At 59.9% G+C, this 16,961-nt stretch carries 13 protein-coding genes; 3 read left to right on the forward strand and 10 right to left on the reverse strand.

What is annotated here, in order from left to right:
* Positions 1–27: 27 nt before the first annotated feature.
* Genes DID99_RS37510 through DID99_RS34555 form a run of 9 tightly spaced genes read right to left on the reverse strand, consistent with a single transcriptional unit; the run spans position 28 to position 11,234 of the window.
* The gene (locus tag DID99_RS37510) at positions 28–864 is read right to left on the reverse strand and encodes a hypothetical protein (protein ID WP_185733861.1); all 837 of its coding nucleotides are present in this window, start codon (positions 862–864) and stop codon (positions 28–30) included.
* Between the two features lie 2 nt (positions 865–866).
* The gene (locus DID99_RS34520) at positions 867–2,714 is read right to left on the reverse strand and encodes a BNR repeat-containing protein (RefSeq protein ID WP_124668529.1); all 1,848 of its coding nucleotides are present in this window, start codon (positions 2,712–2,714) and stop codon (positions 867–869) included.
* Positions 2,711–5,023 carry a hypothetical protein gene (locus DID99_RS34525; RefSeq protein ID WP_124668530.1) on the reverse strand — a complete coding sequence of 771 codons (2,313 nt, stop codon included), beginning with the start codon at positions 5,021–5,023 and terminating at the stop codon, positions 2,711–2,713. The genes DID99_RS34520 and DID99_RS34525 overlap by 4 nt, the downstream gene beginning before the upstream one ends.
* Complete coding sequence (gene wecC, locus DID99_RS34530) at positions 5,023–6,288, reverse strand: UDP-N-acetyl-D-mannosamine dehydrogenase (RefSeq protein WP_124668531.1); 1,266 nt, start codon at positions 6,286–6,288, stop codon at positions 5,023–5,025. Before wecC ends, DID99_RS34525 begins: the two co-directional genes overlap by 1 nt.
* Positions 6,285–7,403 (reverse strand): non-hydrolyzing UDP-N-acetylglucosamine 2-epimerase, encoded by a 1,119-nt coding sequence (wecB, locus tag DID99_RS34535; RefSeq protein WP_124668532.1) that lies wholly within the window; start codon positions 7,401–7,403, stop codon positions 6,285–6,287. The genes wecC and wecB overlap by 4 nt, the downstream gene beginning before the upstream one ends.
* A gap of 14 nt (positions 7,404–7,417) precedes the next feature.
* A complete protein-coding gene (locus DID99_RS34540) occupies positions 7,418–8,590 on the reverse strand; it encodes a chain-length determining protein (RefSeq protein ID WP_260444762.1) in 1,173 nt (390 codons plus the stop codon).
* Positions 8,587–9,249, reverse strand: coding sequence for an ABC transporter ATP-binding protein (locus DID99_RS34545; RefSeq protein ID WP_124668533.1), 663 nt, complete (start codon positions 9,247–9,249; stop codon positions 8,587–8,589). The genes DID99_RS34540 and DID99_RS34545 overlap by 4 nt, the downstream gene beginning before the upstream one ends.
* Positions 9,246–10,061, reverse strand: a complete 816-nt coding sequence (locus DID99_RS34550; RefSeq protein WP_124668534.1) for an ABC transporter permease — start codon at positions 10,059–10,061, stop codon at positions 9,246–9,248. The genes DID99_RS34545 and DID99_RS34550 overlap by 4 nt, the downstream gene beginning before the upstream one ends.
* Before the next feature lie 6 nt (positions 10,062–10,067).
* Entirely contained in the window at positions 10,068–11,234 is a 1,167-nt protein-coding gene (locus DID99_RS34555; protein ID WP_124668535.1) for a polysaccharide biosynthesis/export family protein, read from the reverse strand.
* Between the two features lie 714 nt (positions 11,235–11,948).
* Between DID99_RS34555 and DID99_RS34560 the strand changes: the two genes are divergently transcribed.
* Positions 11,949–12,761: a mechanosensitive ion channel family protein gene (locus tag DID99_RS34560; RefSeq protein ID WP_124487949.1), complete on the forward strand. Its 813-nt coding sequence runs from the start codon at positions 11,949–11,951 to the stop codon at positions 12,759–12,761.
* A gap of 176 nt (positions 12,762–12,937) precedes the next feature.
* Here the strand turns inward: DID99_RS34560 and DID99_RS34565 are convergent, their stop codons facing one another.
* Entirely contained in the window at positions 12,938–13,621 is a 684-nt protein-coding gene (locus tag DID99_RS34565; protein ID WP_124668536.1) for a DedA family protein, read from the reverse strand.
* 171 nt (positions 13,622–13,792) lie between these two features.
* Between DID99_RS34565 and mutL the strand changes: the two genes are divergently transcribed.
* Together mutL and miaA are read left to right on the forward strand one after the other, a co-directional pair.
* A complete protein-coding gene (gene mutL, locus DID99_RS34570; protein ID WP_124668537.1) occupies positions 13,793–15,796 on the forward strand; it encodes a DNA mismatch repair endonuclease MutL in 2,004 nt (667 codons plus the stop codon).
* Complete coding sequence (gene miaA / locus DID99_RS34575; protein ID WP_124487952.1) at positions 15,793–16,770, forward strand: tRNA (adenosine(37)-N6)-dimethylallyltransferase MiaA; 978 nt, start codon at positions 15,793–15,795, stop codon at positions 16,768–16,770. The genes mutL and miaA overlap by 4 nt, the downstream gene beginning before the upstream one ends.
* The last annotated feature ends 191 nt before the right edge of the window (positions 16,771–16,961 follow it).

Consider the following 16,961-nt stretch of genomic DNA (forward strand, 5'->3'; position numbering starts at 1 on the left):
CTCTCCTGACGTCCTTAAAGTCAGGCGTCAGGTTACGCAATCGCTCCCAAACCCTCCACGGTTTCCTGCGATGAACCATTTTTTTCGGCTCTTCGCCTTCAACTCCGGCGAAGGAGCAAAGGCATTTTCGTCGCGAGCGTGACGAACGATCAGACCTCCATATCGATTCTGCAGCGCCGGGTTCGAAACGGTAACCCCGTCGAACAGACTCACCATGCCGACAGCAATCCGCGTCCAGTCCTGCCCGGTCAGATTCAACTTAGGAAGCTGCTGATGCTTGGCCACGTACTCCGCGATGCCGATAGGCGACTCTGCCTGGACAAATGCCAACTCCTCGTCGTCGATGTCCATCAATACCTTCGCATCCCAGATCAGCTTGTAGAGCGCTCCAAACAAGACATTGGGGCCGCGCGGCTTCGAGAGATGCACGATATCGTAGGGATGCGCGACGACCAGTTCGATGGCCTGCTCGACAAATCGCGTCTCGTCCTCGACCAGGATGGCGTGCTTCGCAATTTCGGTTTCCTGGATCGGCCCCCAGATCTCTCGCCCGAACTTTGGAAAGAGGCTGCCGATGATCTCGACGTCGGCAAATCGCTCATACAGCATCGCCAACGTGTAGGCTCGCCCGGCCGAATTGTGTGCGAGCTCCCAGCTGCAGACACCGACTCGCGGTCTGCCCGCCTCATCGCGACTTTTTCGGTATCTTTGCTTCGCAAGAGCGAGGTTCGCCGATGCAATCCGGGCAAGCCCGGGCGTGGTGATCAAAACCTCGGCATATTTCCGAATAGCTTCTTCGTACTTCCCCGAACGCATGTATTCGTTGCCAAGTGCGAGCGGCGTTTTCATATTCTTGTTCATCATATTTAGTTATTCGTGAATTTGATGTCCAACAACGTGACTGCAGCGTTCACAACTTGGCAATCAAGGTCATGCGCTGGTTGTTCGTTACGCTGCAACAACAGGCTGAGAACACTCTCATTTTCCCAGCGAGTTCGATCGATGATTGGCTCGGCAAAGCCGAAACCCTCATCCAGAATGAATCGTGTGTGTTTTTCCGACCAAAGGTAGTCAGGTGCCGCAAGCATAGTCACCGCCATTCGATCGCGACTATGATCTCCGCGAGTGATGACGTATACGTTGTCGAATCGATCGACAACGACTTCCGGGCGACTAATTGGAATTTGCAGCGTCCCCTTCCCTCGCAACACAAAAGGCTGAGTGCGCGCTGAAATGATCTGATGCCGCCACTGCGCACCATCGAAGTACAAATGCTGATACTGAGGAATTCCACCCGAATCGTCCGCATAGAAAACAATATGCGGACGATTTCGGCTGTCCAGTGCCATGCTGCACTGGTTGATCAGATTACTTCCAGGCGAGACTGGAAAAATGATTTCGGCATTTACCTGAGTGATCGGAAGTTGATAGCCTCGCCCCTTTGATGTCTGCCAGCTGACGCCGTTATCGAATGAACATGCGTATCCGATATTCACGTTGTTGATGAGATCTTCCTCACCGAGCGTATGCGTGCGCCACACGAAGCTGAGGTGCAGACTTCCGTCGCTACCGATGGCAGGATGGTTCCAGTAGGCGTTGCTCGTCCATGGCTTCGACTCACTGCCGCTCAGAATCGGCAAGGGGCGATCCGCCCAACTCTCGGTCTCTTCGTCATAAACCTTGAAGCGAGCGTTTCCGCTATCGTGCACGCCGTCACGATAGAGCAAGACCAGTGGAAACCCGTGATGCGGCTGAACGAAGGTTGGATAGGTCACCCGTTCCTCGGACGTCCCCGTCATCGGAAGCTCATCCGTCCACCCGTTGATATCGTTGGCCCTGATGCTTCGGCGATAGCGCAATCGCGTAGCATGATGTCCGTAACACAGGTGGACATGCCCCCCCCGGTCGACGCCAAGGCTAATACTGTTGTGCGCATCATTCAGGTCGTACGCACCTTCGATATCATGGCTCTCGATAACTTCCGTCTTCAGATTGCGCTGAACAATGCGCAGCCTGCGTGAATCGACATAGAACGCGGTAGTCTGCCGGTCGAGATGGGTCAGGATTCCGTGATGTCGGAAAATGACGGTATTGATGGTATTACCCGCCCATGCCTCACCGAGATGGTGCTTTGATAGCGTGACGACTTCGAATGCGGAACTTGCACGAGGAAGTTCGCGCAGTGCAGCGCTTGCGTCACTGTCGAGATACGTGGACGTCATGCCAAGCTCCTGGCACTGTTGACTGACTCGCGCTTTGGTCAGCAGCACCTTGTCCGATCCAGGTGCACCGACCCTGATAGACGATTCGAAATGCTTCAATGCCCGAGGTAAACTTCCTGCGACGACAGCGGCACGCCCCAGGCTGTTATGAACACCAGCGACGAGAATCTGACAAAGATGACGCTCGCTGACGCCCCAGTCCCGAGCCAGTCGTACATACAGCTTCGCCTCGGCGAACCTTCCCAGCTGCAGACGCCCCGATGCCGCGAGCAACGCCAGCTTGGCACGATCGGGATGATGTTGCAGGGTGGCGCGCTCCAGCCTGGCGAGGCTTTGCCAATCGCCAAACTGCCACTGGGTACGTGCTCGTTCAAGCAAATTCTCGTCGTAAGGCACGACGGTTTGCTCGGACCGAACCTCGACAATTTCTGCCGACCGCCCACGTTGATTGGCCAGTGCCTTGTAGCGCACGTTCACCGACTTCTTTCTCATAGCTCTGGCTCTCGAAGCAGGATGTCCTTGATCAGCTCAAGCTGCGCTTCCGCTCGAATCATCTCTTCCTGCACCAGCCTCTGACGCGCCTTCAACTCCGCATCGCTCTCCTGTTGATTTTCGAGTTGTTGTTGTAACGCGTTGATTTGCTCGACGTGCTCCGCCACAAGTCGGGATGACTCGCCGTGCTGACTCATCAAGGTCGATTTCTCGCCTTCCAGTTGCGTCTTGGCCGCCTGCAGAAGTTCGATCTCTCGTTTGCGCTCGACCTCCTGCTTGACGGCGTCTTCATTCCGCGCCGCCAACGTCTGCCGCTCTCGCTCGGACACGGCATTGGCTTGCTTGAGCGCCTCGAGTTCGCGCGAACGCTCGGTCGCATGCTCGTTGGCACCTTCGAGCTGGGTGGTCAGTGCCGAGGCTTGTTGTTCCAGCTTGGCTTTGACCTGCGTCAGCAGTTCAATTTCATGATCGCGCTCGCTCACGTGTTTGACGACGTCTTCGTACTGCGCGGCCAACGTCAGATTTTCGCGTTCAAGACGTGCCCGATCCTGTGCAAGGACATCGACTTCTCGCGCGCGTTCGGCCACCTGCGCCGCAATCTCCGCTTGATGCCGCGCAGTCAGCACCCTTATTTCCAGCTCCAGTCGCGTAGCCATCTGTTCGAGATCCACGACGTGTCGTGCCTGCTCGGCCGATTGCCGGAGCGTCGCCTCGTGCTGCCGCTCGAGCGCCGCCTTCTCCTGTTCGAGCCGCATCGAGATCCGTTCCAGTGCTTCGACCTGCCTTGTTCGCTCAACCACCTGCGCGCTGATCTCGTCGTGTTGCGCCAATGCAGACAGTTTTTCCTGTTCCAGTTGAGCCCACGCCTGCTTCATGGTCTCGACTTCCTGGCTACAAGCAATCAGTTGCTCGATCACTTCCTCATGCATTGCGATTGAGGCAAGCAGTTCTTCTTCCAGTTGCGTTTTAGCCTCTGTCAGGTCGGTGACGTCCTGACAGAGTTCGCCGACATGCTCGACGTTTCTCTCATGCTGTTCGACGAGCCTGGAGCGCTCTTGCCCGAATCGCTCTTCGACCTGTTTCAGGATTTCGACTTCCTGCGTACGCTCGGTCACCTGTCTGACAGCATTTTCGTGGCGAGCCATAAGCTCGGATTTTTCACGCTCGAGGCCAGATTTTTCTCGCTCAAGGTTTGCCTTTTCTCGTTCGAGATCTACTTTTTTTCTTTCAATGACTGCCTTTTCTCGTTCGAGATTAGATTTTTCTCGTTCGAGGCGCGCATTGGCCTGTTTAAGCGTATCGACTTCCTGATCTCGAACGCCCGAATGCTTCAACGCCTTTTCCTGGTGCGTTGCCAACGCGGACTTTTCCTGCCTCAATTGCGCATTGATCCGCGTCAGCTCCTCGACTTCGCGGTTACGTTCGGCAAGCAATCGCGCGCTCTCGTCACGCGCGCGAGCCAGACTGCCCAGTTGCTTCTCGAACTGGTCCCGGCGCTCGGCGAATCCGGTACGCTGCTTCGCTTCGCGTTGGCGAGCATGCTTGGCCTCATAACGCAACTGGCTGGCTTGGCGAGCCTCCGAATCACTGAATTTCGTATCCGACGGCAAGATGTCCAGCAATGCTTCCGCTTCAGCGAGACTGCCAGCCTCATGAAGCCGGAAGGCGAGCCACTTTAGTCGAAAGGACTTCGGCTCCAGCGAGTATGCGCGTTGCGCTGCCTCTGCTGCGCCGGCGCGATCGCCAGTCATCAAATGTCGCCCAAGCGTCGTATAGCCATTCGCGCGCGTGACCGGTGAAATGCCGTTGCCGGCCATCAGCTTTTCCACCGCCTCGAAGCCACCCTCGTCATATGCGGCAATGACCTTCGTAAAGGCTTTCCCGCCCAGCACTTCGGGAGGCGATTGACGACGATAGCTGCGCCAGATCTTCCCGAGTGCACCGGGTATGGAGAACAGCGCCTTCGGCGAATCGACGCCCTGAATCAAGAGATTCCCGAGCTTGATATTCAGGGCGTTTTCCCTTTCGAGCCGATGAACCTTTCTCTGCGCGCTCACCAAGGCACGCAAGCGCTGATTTTCAACCAGCGCGTTGTGAAACTCGTCATCGGTCCCGCCCGCGACCGGCACGACATTTCCCAGCGCCCCGCTCGGCCAACCTTCTTCCGCAGCTCTCTTCTGCTGATAGTGGTGTTCGAGCTCTTCCTGAACCTGGTGAAGTTGCAGTAGCAGAATCTCGTTTTCCTCTTTCATTTCATGGAGGCGAGATTCGACATTGACCCGGGTGGTAGAATTTTCTTGTTCGATCATTATTTTATGCCCTTCCAAATGCCACGAGTATCGATAAGCACCTTTCCGTCGCTCCAGCCAGGTTTTACGCTTTTGAACTCAGCGTGATCAACCAGCAAAACTAATATGTCGGCTCGAGAAATCGCCTCATCGAGCGTTGCCAGAACCAAACCCGAATTCGCCAAGCGTTCCGGCATTTCTGCGAGATTCGGCTCCACTACCATGACCTTGCCGCGGTGGCTTTCGGCCAGAATTCCGGCAATTTGCAGCGCCGGACTTTCACGCAAATCGTCGATATCCGCCTTGTAAGTAATGCCAAGGCACGCGATGCGGATATCGCCGCGCGTAGCGCCCGACCTCGTCATCTCGACAATGGCCTCGCTCACCTTGCGAATGACCCACTGGGGCTTGACATCATTGACATGGCGAGCGGCGCGAATCAATGTCGATTCATCCGGCGTGCTATCCACGATGAACCAGGGATCGACAGCGATGCAGTGCCCGCCCACGCCGCAACTGGGCTGCAGGATATTCACGCGAGGATGCCGATTTGCCAGCTTGATAAGCTCCCAGACATCGATGCCTTGCTTGTCGCAAATCATCGAAAGCTCGTTGGCAAAAGCGATGTTGACATCACGAAAGCTGTTCTCGGTCAGCTTGCACATCTCCGCAGTGCGCACGTCAGTGACAATACAATCACCTTGCACAAATGCCTTATAGAGTGCGACGGCTGCGTCGGAACAGCCGCGTGTCATGCCGCCGATCACACGATCATTCACAACCAGCTCATGAACGATGCGCCCCGGGAGAACACGTTCAGGACAGTAGGCGATACGAATATCGGACACGTCGCCCACCTGCTGCGGAAAACTGAGGTCTGGGCGCATCTCGGCCAGCCAATTGGCCAACATTTCTGTCGTGCCCACCGGCGACGTCGATTCGAGAATGACGAGGTTGCCTTTGGAAAGCACGGGAGCGATCGATCTGGCCGCCGATTCGATGCAGCTCAAATCGGGCCGGTGATCCGGTGTCAATGGCGTCGGTACGGCAATGACGAATGCATCCGCCGGCTCGGCCTGAGTCGCCGCTCTCAGATATCCGGCGCCCACCGCCGCCTGGACCAGGATGTCCAGTTCAGGCTCGACAATGTGAATATCACCACGGTTGATCGTATCGACGACATACGGCGATACATCGACGCCAATGACCCACCGCTTGCGTGAAGCGAATAGCGTTGCGGTCGGCAAGCCGATATAGCCAAGACCGATGATTGAAATGGTGTTCAACGTGTACTCACTAGAATATCGCGGATGCGTTGCGCAGCCTTGCCATCACCGTACGGATTCGCCGCTCGCGCCATCGCGGCATAGCTCGCCGGATCGTCAAGCAACCTGGTTGCCTCCGCAACGATTGTGGCTTGATCGGTTCCCACAACCTTTGCCGTACCCGCCGCAACGGCTTCCGGGCGCTCCGTCGTCTCGCGTGTCACAAGTACGGGCTTGCCCAGGGCCGGCGCTTCTTCCTGAATGCCACCGGAATCCGTGATGACCAGTGCTGCCCGGTTCATCAAGTAGACGAATGGCAGGTAATCCTGCGGTTCGATCAAGAACACGCCGGGAACATTTTCGAGAAGACGATGAACCGGTTGCTTGACCTTGGGATTAAGGTGCACCGGGAAAACTATTTCGACGTCACCCCGCTGCGCGATTTCCTGCAGCGCGAGACACACGGCCTCGTGCCCTTCGCCCAGATTTTCCCGGCGATGGCCGGTAACAAGAATCAACCGCTTTTCCGGATCGAGAAAAGCGAATCGAGTTTCCAGCGCCTTGTGCTGAGCAGCATCCTCGTGCATGCCAGCCACGGTTTCCAACAGGGCATCGACAACCGTATTGCCCGTGATGTGGATGCGATCTTCCGAGACACCCTCTCGCAAAAGATTGTCACGCGCATGCGATGTCGGAGCGAAGTGATACTTCGCCAGGACACTCGTCAGGCGGCGATTCGCTTCTTCAGGCCACGGAGCCGACAAATTCCCGGTGCGAAGACCTGCCTCCACGTGACCTACACAGATTTGCCGATAGTGTGCCGATAGCGCCGCGGCGAGCGTTGTCGACGTGTCGCCCTGTACCAGCACTAGGTCCGGACGAGCATCGCTCAACACGGAATCGAGGCCCGCCAATGCCCTGCTCGTCATGCCGAGAAGGGATTGATCGGGGGCCATGACGTCCAGATCGTAGTCGGGACGAACACGAAAGAACCCGAGCATCGAGTCGAGCATCTGCCGATGTTGCGCGGTCACGCAGACTTTCGCGTCGATCTCCGGATCTTTCTTCAGCACGTTGACCAGCGGCGCCATCTTTATCGCTTCAGGTCGCGTTCCGAGCACGATCAGGGTCCTCATTGCCATCCCCGCTCTCAATCCACGTGATCCATGATGATGCTTTCCAGCAGCTTCACCACTCCGGCCAGCGCAGCCGCAAGCAGCAACGTGACAAAGGCGTTGTAGAGCCGTCCCGGCTCCGTCGGATAACCCGGCTTGGTCGGCGTCTGAATGATCGAGACCATTTTCAAGGTCCGCGCAGCATCCATCCGCCCCTTCTCCAATGCAGACAGGGCCGTCTTATACAGATCCTGAGCGAATCCAACCTGCATTTGCAGACGCTGGAACTCTTCGACGGTGTAGTTGAGCGTTCTTCGCGACGGAGAGGCAAGTTCGGCTCGCTTCTGGGCGATCTGTTGCTCAAGTGCATTGAGCGTGTTCCTGAGCATCACGACCGTGGGCTGATTCGGACTCAGGGACGCCGGCAGGGCCGACAACTGGGTCTGAACATCGGTTTTTTGCGCTTCGAGCTTGTCGATGATTGCGTTCAGACTCTCCACCGTCGCCTGCGGAGCGACCAGGCCTTTGCGATTCTGAAAGTCGATTACGGTATGCGTTGCATCCAGAAGCCGGTCGTGCGCCGCGGTCACTTGCCTCGACAGGAAATCGACTTGCGATTGCGCCAGTTGATGCCCGATCTGATTCATGTGGGCCTCACCCTCACGAACCATCAGCTTCACAATCGCCTGCGCCATGTCGGGATCGTATGCCTGCGCTCGAATATGTAACACCCCGCTATAGTCATCGTATTGGACGTCGATGCGCGACAGCCAGTACTGATAAAACCATTCAGTCGGCGCATTTTTGAACCACATCCGCGAAATGGGATCGCGGCGCCAATTGCTGAAATGCGAGCGCAAATCCAGGGAAGCATCCAGCTTCTTGAGCATGTCGAGTGACAACAGATATTCACGCAGTAGCAGCTGATCTGCACGGTTAGGGCCGCCGGCACCCGGCACGATTGCCGATACGTCCACGCCTGGATTGCTGATTTGATCGGTTGTCTGGATGATGACGTTCGCCTCCGATGCATAACGATCAGACGCGATCAGCAGCCAGTACGGAATGGATATCACCGCATAAATAAAAATAACCTTTATAATCAGACCAAAAATCCGGACAGAACACGCGACATCTTTGGCCTTTCGGAAAATGGCCACCAGCCGAGCGACAACGCCCCCTTTCCCGATGGATAGCTGCTTGTTCATGCAAAAATATTTTCCTTGTATGCCCGCAATGCCTCGTCGAGATCATCGAACCAGGAAGCGCGACCTTCATTAATCCAAATTCCAGACTGACAGAACTGCCGAAGCGTGCTTTCGTCATGAGAAACCATGATCACACTCGCCTGGCTTGTTTTTCCCTTGAATGCGTCAGCAGCTTTCTTTCTGAATTTTGCATCGCCAGCAGCCGTGACCTCGTCGGATATGTATACGTCGAAGTCGAATGCGAGCGACAATGCAAATTGCAGACGCGATCTCATCCCCGACGAATAGGTTTGAACCGGTCTATCGAAAGCCTCGCCCAACTCGGCGAAATCCTGGATAAAGGCGAGCCGATCCCGGAGTTCGTCCTGTCGACCGTGAATCCGGCAGACAAATTTTGCGTTCTGACGTCCGGTCAACGTTCCCTCGAGCCCACCCGCCCCCATCGGCCACGACACACGGCACAACCGCTCGACACGCCCCTTGGTGGGATGGTCGACGCCACCGATGATGCGCAACAACGTCGACTTTCCGGCTCCGTTCACTCCGATCAGCGCGACGCTTTGCTTTGGCGGTATCGTCATGTCGATCCCGCGCAACACCCATTTCCCGACGCCGTGTTCGGTCATGTAACGCTTATGGACGTCTTCGATACAGATCATCGCGTCACCAATTTATTAGAAAAACGACGGTAAAGCGCCAGACCCAGCAACATGGAGCCAAGAGCCCACCCGTAGAGATAAGTCAGACTGACGCCGGGTGCCGTGTGATACGAAGGCAAAAAGCCGATCCGGACCAACTCCAGACCATGTACGACTGGGTTGACCAGCAAAATGTCCCGATATGGATTGGGTATCGACATAATCGGAAACAAGGCACCTGAGATGTAATAAAGCGGCAAATAAAACAACTTGAAGATATGGTCTACTTCGGGAACGAAATTCATCGCTACCGACGTGACCAATCCGAGTCCCAGACCGAACAACCACAACCCCAGAAGGCTAGCGATTGCCAATAGTGGATCCGCCGGAAGCAAAACCGGATTAAGCAGATCGGGCGTTATCACACGCCCCGTAGCAAGTGCTGCCGCGATGATGATGATCGAGATCGGAACCATTAGAAACAGCTCCAGTACCGCTCTCACGATCGCCGCATCAAAAGGCTTTACCTGTCGGTAGACAAAGAACGCATAGTTGCAATCAATCCCGTGCAACACCTGGATCCACGTGCGCCGCCACAGCAGGAAGCCAATAAATCCCGCGATGATCCACATGGTTATCGCGATTCCACCGACTTCGTGAATCCGGAAGGTCGTATATCCGAATGCGTGTATCGCGATATAAATCACGGGCTCCATCAACAACCACAGCCACGCCGCACGCGCTTCGAACAACCGATCCAGTGCCTCGCGCAGGAACATGGCTCTCCAGACGGAGACCGTGACCTCGAACGGAGTACGCACCTTTCCCGACATCGCGCCTTACTCCAGTTCGCGGTTGAGCGTCGCCGCCGGGCTGGCGACCATCACAACGAGCGTAAGGAACTTCTTGAACTCAACCTCGGGCGAGTTCGAGACGTAAATCACGTCATGATTCTGAATCGGGAAGTTCTGTGTCACGAAGAACGCTGCTGGATCCCGCAGGTTGATCTCGTAGACCACCGGCACGGTGCCGTTGATGGCCCTGACCGCCTTGTCCTGCGCATCGACCAGCTTCGCGTCTTCGAACCGGAACACGAACACGCCGCGCGCGTCGGCACGGTTGTCGTTGAGGCCACCCGAACGCGCGAGCGCCTGGGCCAGCGAAATGCCTTGCGCTTCGAAAGGAATCTCGTCGTTCTTGCCCGTTGCGCCCAACACCGAAAAGCTCTGCGACTGGAAGAGTGCCGTCACGACATCGCCCGGCTTGAGCACGACGTTCTGGTGCGGATCACGAATGACCGAATCGAGCGGCATCGTCGCAGTGACACTGCCTCGCGAAAGTTGCACGGCCATGCGGTTGACCGACTGCTTCACGCCGCCCGCAAATGCCAGCGCATCGAGCAGACGCTCGCCCTTCGGGGTCAGCGGCATCAGCGCGCTCGTGTTGACTTCGCCCACGACCGTGATGTTCGATGCATTGTTCTTGGTGACGCTGACGAGAACCTGCGGCAGGTTCGCCTTGCCCTTGAGATGGCCGACGATGCTCGACTCGATCTGCTCCGTTGTGCGCCCTTTGACCGGGATCCGCCCCGCGAACGGGATGGTGATCGTGCCGTCCGAGGCCACCATCTGGTTGGGCAGCGTGACGCTGTTGGCCGTGCTCGTCGTCATCGGCTGCGCGGGCGCCAGCGTGCTGAACAGCATCGCCGGCGGCGCCTCCCAGATCGTCACTTCGATGACGTCGCCCGGGCCGATCAGGTAGTTGTTGGTAACCGCACTCGGAAAGATGTTCGCGAATTGGCCCAGCTTCTTGCTGTCGGCAAGTTTCCGCGCCAACGTATCGTTGACGTCCACCAGTTGAATGCCTTCGATCCGTCCGCCGGTTTCCGGCACTTCCTGCACTTTCTGGCGCGACGCACCGGAAGCAGGTATCCAGTCCGGATAGGTTGCACACCCCGAAAGCGCCACAGCGGCAAGAACGGAAATTGCCAATACACTCTTTTTCATGGATCTTGAGGCCAAGACTTTTTACTATTGATTTGCAAGCGTCATTTCCCGGGCGTTCAATCAACGCATCCCCCGAACACCCGAACGCTCATTCATCAGCCGATTGACTCGATCAGGCCACCGGCGTCTCAAAAATTCTTCACTTAAATTTGCACTCTTTCGGACATTGACGACCGAAAAAGCAACAAATCCCCCCTCTGTGACAACAGAAGAAATGGTTACTGCACGTCGAATCCCGCCACGGATACCTGGCCAGTTAGCGAACGAACGTCGGAAAACCACGGAAAATAACCAACACGACGGCACACCTGCAAAGCACGTCCGGCATTGGCAGCCGGCCGATTGCGCCTGTTATCAGGGGTGTTCGACCGTCTCATGCAATCGAACTGCCCGCTCAGGTTCTCGCGACTTACAGCGCAGGGTCTCCCGACGCCGGCATTATCGCATGGAAGTCGGACACACCCGAAATCACTCTGTAAGTTATAGGATCAGTGCGCATCACGATCGACCGGTAATAAGCGGTAATTAATACGGACTGCATACCCGATTTAACAATGTTCGTGTCGTGGCAAACGGCATGCGACACGCGGATTGAAACGTTTTACATGCCGCTGCTCCGGCAGGTGCGGTGGTTGTCTCGGTCATGCAGGTCGGTTATAACCGTGCGACGAAAATCGGCCGCAGGCCATTCTTTAAACCCACCATGGAGCCCCCATGCCGAACCTGGAATCCACCCAGCAATTCCTGATGACCCGCGGCCTCGACTTCGGCCTCAACCTCCTCGCCGCGATCGTCCTGTGGTTCATCGGCCGCTGGGCGATCCGCCTCGGCACGCGCCTGCTGGGCAAGGTGGTACGCCGCAGCGGCAAGGTCGACCCGACGCTCACCGACTACCTGACCTCCGTAGTCAGCGTGCTGCTGACGATCCTGCTGATCCTTGCGATCCTGCAGATCTTCGGTGTTCAGACCACGTCGTTCGCCGCCCTGCTCGCCGGCCTCGGCCTCGCGATCGGCACGGCGTGGGGCGGCCTGCTCGCGCACTTCGCCGCCGGCGTGTTCATGCAGGTGCTGCGTCCGTTCAAGATCGGCGACGTGATCAGCGCGGGCGGCGTCACGGGCACGGTGAAGGAACTCGGCCTGTTCGGCACGACGATCATCACCGCCGACAACGTCGTGACGATCGTCGGCAACAACAAGATCTTCTCGGACAACATCGCGAACTACAGCGCGACGCCGCATCGCCGCGTGGACCTGACCGCGAAGATCGCGAACGGCGTCGACGCGGCCGATGCGATCAACCGCCTGAAGACGCAGATCCAGTTGATCCCGAACGTGATGAAGGTGCCTGCGCCGGACGTCGGCGTGCTGCAGTTCACGCCGGAAGGCCCGCTGCTGTTCGTGCGTCCGTCGACGCAGCCGGAGAACTACTGGCAGGTGTACTGCGACACCAACCGCGTGATCCTCGAGACGTTCCGCGACGCGCAATACCCGACGCCCGAAACGCCGATCTTCCATCGCACGACCTGACAGAACGGTGCCACCCAACGGTTCGCAGGATTCCGACTGAAGCTGCCGGCGTCGAGCAGCCGGATCGGCCGATACCGCACATCGGCAATCGATCGGACCGCACGAACCGCACGGACGAAAAAAAAGCGTGGCAACTGCCACGCTTTTCACTGCGCCGAAGCGGAAAACGCGCAGGCTCAGCGGCCGCGCGTGTTCTGCGTACCGCCCGAATGCCGCCCGCGCACCAGCTTCCAGAGCGCGCCGAGCGCGACCGGCACGATCGCCGCGCCGATCCCCGCCAGCACGATCACGTTCAGATACTGGCGGATGAACGGAATATTGCCGAAGAAGTAGCCGAGCAGCACCAGCAGCAGCACCCAGAGCAACGCGCCGATCACGTTGAACAGCTGGAAGCGCGCGACGCTCATCGACGACGCGCCGGCGACGAACGGTGCGAACGTGCGCACGACGGGGATGAAGCGCGCGAGCACGATCGTCTTGCCGCCGTGCTTGTCGTAGAACGAGTGGGTCTTCTGCAGCGCAGCGCGATCGAGGAAGCGCTCGAGCACCGGGATATGCGTATTGAACACCTTGGGCCCGACCCAGCGGCCGATCAGGTAGTTCACGGTATTGCCGGCAATCGCCGCGACCAGCAGCAGCACGATCAGCCCGCCGACGTTCATGTCGCCCGTCGCCGCGAACGCGCCGCCGATGAACAGCAGCGAATCGCCCGGCAGGAACGGCAACACGACGAGCCCCGTCTCGCAGAACACGATCAGGAACAGCACCAGATACACCCACGCACCGTACTGCCGGATGAAGTCGCCGAGGAACGCGTCGATATGCAGGACCAGGTTGACGAAATGAGGCAGCGTATCCAAATGCGATTCCTCGAAGGCGAAAGGGCCGGAGCGGCCGAAAAGCGGGAGTGCCCGCCGGACAAGGCGGTGCGCGGAACGCAGTCATCATACCGAAACTACCTTAAGGCTCCGTGAAAAAAACGTAAGCAGCCCCGGCCACGGCATCCGCCGCCGCCTCGCTATAATTCGGCCATGTCCGAAATCACCGAAACGGCCGCAGGCGCCGTGCCCACGCCCACCGCGCGCCCGCTGCGCGCGATCCAGCCCCTGCCCGACCAGCTGATCAGCCAGATCGCCGCCGGCGAGGTGGTCGAACGCCCGGCGTCGGTCGTCAAGGAATTGCTCGAGAACGCGATGGACGCCGGCGCGACGACGCTGCGCATCGTGCTCGAGGAAGGCGGGGTCAAGCGCATCTCGATTACCGACGACGGCTGCGGGATTCCGCCCGACGAACTGCCGCTCGCGCTGATGCGCCACGCGACGAGCAAGATCCGCTCGCTCGAGGAGCTCGAGGCGGTCGCGACGCTGGGTTTCCGCGGCGAAGCGCTCGCGTCGATCGCGTCGGTCGCCGAGATGTCGATCACGAGCCGCACGGCCGAGGTCGCGCATGCGACGAAGATCGACGCGACCACGGGCGCGCTGTCGCCGGCCGCCGGCGCGGTCGGCACGACGATCGAGGTGCGCGAGCTGTACTTCAACACGCCCGCGCGCCGCAAATTCCTGAAAAGCGAGCAGACCGAGTTCGGCCACTGCCTCGAAATGATCCGCCGCGCGGCGCTCGCGCGGCCGGACGTCGCGATCTCGGTGCTGCACAACGGCAAGGCCGTCGAGCACTGGAACGCGACCGAACCTGCACAGCGCGTCGCGAAGATCCTCGGCGACGGCTTCGCGACCGCACACCTGCCGCTCGACGAGCAGGCCGGGCCGCTCGCCGTCTACGGCTGCGCGGGCCTGCCGACCGCGAGCCGCGGCCGCGCCGACCAGCAATACTTCTTCGTCAACGGCCGCTTCGTGCGCGACAAGCTGCTCACGCACGCGGTGCGCGCGGCGTACGAGGATGTCCTCCACGGCGATCGTTACCCGTCGTACGTGCTGTTCCTCGATCTGCCGCCCGAAGCCGTCGACGTGAACGTGCACCCGTCGAAGATCGAGGTGCGGTTCCGCGATTCGCGCTCGATCCACCAGTACGTCTTCCACGCGGTGCAGCGCGCGCTCGCGCGCCATGCAGGCGCGTCGCCGGAAACCACCGCGGGCGGCCATGCCGCACAACTCTCACCGGCGCCGAGCGGCCCCGCGTCGTTCCTGAATACGCCGCTCGGCCAGGGCGCGGCCGCCGGCACGGGCGGCAGCGGCTTCTCGTCGCCGTCGTCCTCTTCGTCGTCGGGCAACACGTGGATGCGCCAGGCGCGCATGACACAGGGCACGCTGCCGGTCGCGCAGCCGCTCGCGCTCTACGACGCGCTGTTCGGCCGCAAGGACACCGGCGCGGGCACGCCGGACGGCACGACGATCGTCGCGCGCGACGCGGCCGATGCAGCGGCTGCGCCGGCCGCGCCGGCCGCGCTGCTGTCGGGCTTCGTCGCGTCGCCGCTCGCCGCCACCGCGCACGACGAGCAGCCGCTCGGCTTCGCGCTCGGCCAGATCCACGGGATCTACGTGCTCGCGCAGAACGCGCACGGCCTCGTGATCGTCGACATGCACGCGGCGCACGAACGGATCCTGTACGAACAGTTCAAGAACGCGCTCGCCGACCGCACGGTCGCCGTGCAGTCGCTGCTGCTGCCGATCTCGATGACGGCGACGCCGGTCGAGATCGGCACGGTCGAGGAAGAACGCGACACGCTCGAATCGCTCGGCTTCGACCTCGCGGTGCTGTCGCCGACGTCGCTCGCGATCCGCGCGGTGCCCGCGCTGCTGAAGGACGCGGACCTGCAGTCGCTCGCGCGCGCGGTGCTCGCCGACCTGCACGCGTTCGGCGGTTCGCGCGTGCTCACCGAACGCCAGCACGAGTTGCTCGGCACGCTTGCGTGTCACCACGCGGTGCGCGCGAACCGGCGCCTGACGCTCGACGAGATGAACGCGCTGCTGCGCCAGATGGAAGCGACCGAACGTGCGGACCAGTGCAATCACGGCCGGCCGACGTGGTATCAGCTCACGCTGAACGATCTCGACCGTCTCTTCATGCGCGGGCAATGAACGCTTCACCGCAGTCCGCCCCGACGACGATCGCCTGCCTGCTCGGCCCCACCGCCTCCGGCAAGACGGCCGCCGCGCTGGCGCTCGCCGCGCGCCGTCCGATCGAGATCGTCAGCGTCGATTCGGCGCTCGTCTACCGCGACATGGACATCGGCACCGCGAAACCGACGCGCGACGAGCGCGCGAGCGTGCCGCATCACCTGATCGACATCATCGACCCGGCCGATGCATATTCGGCGGCCGAATTCCGCGCGGACGCGCTGCGCCTGATCGGCGAGATCGCCGCGCGCGGCCGCACGCCGCTGCTCGCGGGCGGCACGATGCTGTACTACAAGGCGCTCACGCAGGGCCTCAACGACCTGCCGACCGCCGATCCCGCCGTGCGCGCGGAGCTCGACGCCGAGGCCGCGCGCGACGGCTGGCCGGCACTCCACGCGCGGCTCGCGCAGGTCGACCCCGCGACGGCCGCGCGGCTCGCACCGAACGATTCGCAGCGGATCCAGCGCGCGCTCGAAGTGTTCCTGCTGAGCGGGCAGCCGATGTCGGCGCTGCTCGCCGCGCCGCGGCGCGCGGACGACGCGGCCGCGGCCTATCGCTTCGTGCCGGTCGCGCTCGAACCGTCGGACCGCGCGGTGCTGCACGCGCGCATCGCGCAACGCTTCGACGCGATGCTCGACGCGGGCTTCATCGACGAAGTCGAACGGCTGCGCCGCCGCGAGGATCTGCATCTCGGCCTGCCGTCGATGCGCTGCGTCGGCTACCGGCAGGCATGGGAATTCCTCGACGGCGACACCGACTACCGAACCATGCGCGACAAGGGCATCTTCGCGACGCGCCAGCTGTGCAAACGGCAGATCACGTGGCTGCGCGCGATGCCGGAGCGGATCGTCGTCGACTGCGTCGCGCCGGATTCGACGGCACAGGCGCTCGACACGCTCGAACGCGTGCTCGACGGCCGCATCGACGATCAATAACGGGGCAGGATCGCCGCGCATCGATCCTGCTGCGTGCGATACCCTCGTCTTCGGTCATCGTCGTTCCTTCTTCGGGCCGCCCGCCGATACGCCAAGCGCCACGCCAGAAAAAAAGGTTCATCGCAGGAAACCGTGGAGGGTTTGGGAGCGATTGCGTAACCTGACGCCTGACTTTAAGGACGTCAGGAGAG

Source organism: Burkholderia sp. Bp8986 (genome assembly GCF_003854225.1).
Taxonomy (GTDB): domain Bacteria; phylum Pseudomonadota; class Gammaproteobacteria; order Burkholderiales; family Burkholderiaceae; genus Burkholderia.

Excerpts from the sequence above, each read along its gene's own strand:
- DID99_RS34550 (WP_124668534.1), bottom strand. The coding sequence starts at position 10,061 with ATGTCGGGAAAGGTGCGTACTCCGTTCGAGGTCACGGTCTCCGTCTGG.
- DID99_RS37510 (WP_185733861.1), bottom strand. The coding sequence starts at position 864 with ATGATGAACAAGAATATGAAAACGCCGCTCGCACTTGGCAACGAATAC.
- wecB (WP_124668532.1), bottom strand. The coding sequence starts at position 7,403 with ATGAGGACCCTGATCGTGCTCGGAACGCGACCTGAAGCGATAAAGATG.
- miaA (WP_124487952.1), top strand. The coding sequence starts at position 15,793 with ATGAACGCTTCACCGCAGTCCGCCCCGACGACGATCGCCTGCCTGCTC.
- DID99_RS34525 (WP_124668530.1), bottom strand. The coding sequence starts at position 5,023 with ATGATCGAACAAGAAAATTCTACCACCCGGGTCAATGTCGAATCTCGC.
- DID99_RS34560 (WP_124487949.1), top strand. The coding sequence starts at position 11,949 with ATGCCGAACCTGGAATCCACCCAGCAATTCCTGATGACCCGCGGCCTC.
- mutL (WP_124668537.1), top strand. The coding sequence starts at position 13,793 with ATGTCCGAAATCACCGAAACGGCCGCAGGCGCCGTGCCCACGCCCACC.
- DID99_RS34545 (WP_124668533.1), bottom strand. The coding sequence starts at position 9,249 with ATGATCTGTATCGAAGACGTCCATAAGCGTTACATGACCGAACACGGC.
- DID99_RS34520 (WP_124668529.1), bottom strand. The coding sequence starts at position 2,714 with ATGAGAAAGAAGTCGGTGAACGTGCGCTACAAGGCACTGGCCAATCAA.
- DID99_RS34555 (WP_124668535.1), bottom strand. The coding sequence starts at position 11,234 with ATGAAAAAGAGTGTATTGGCAATTTCCGTTCTTGCCGCTGTGGCGCTT.
- DID99_RS34540 (WP_260444762.1), bottom strand. The coding sequence starts at position 8,590 with ATGAACAAGCAGCTATCCATCGGGAAAGGGGGCGTTGTCGCTCGGCTG.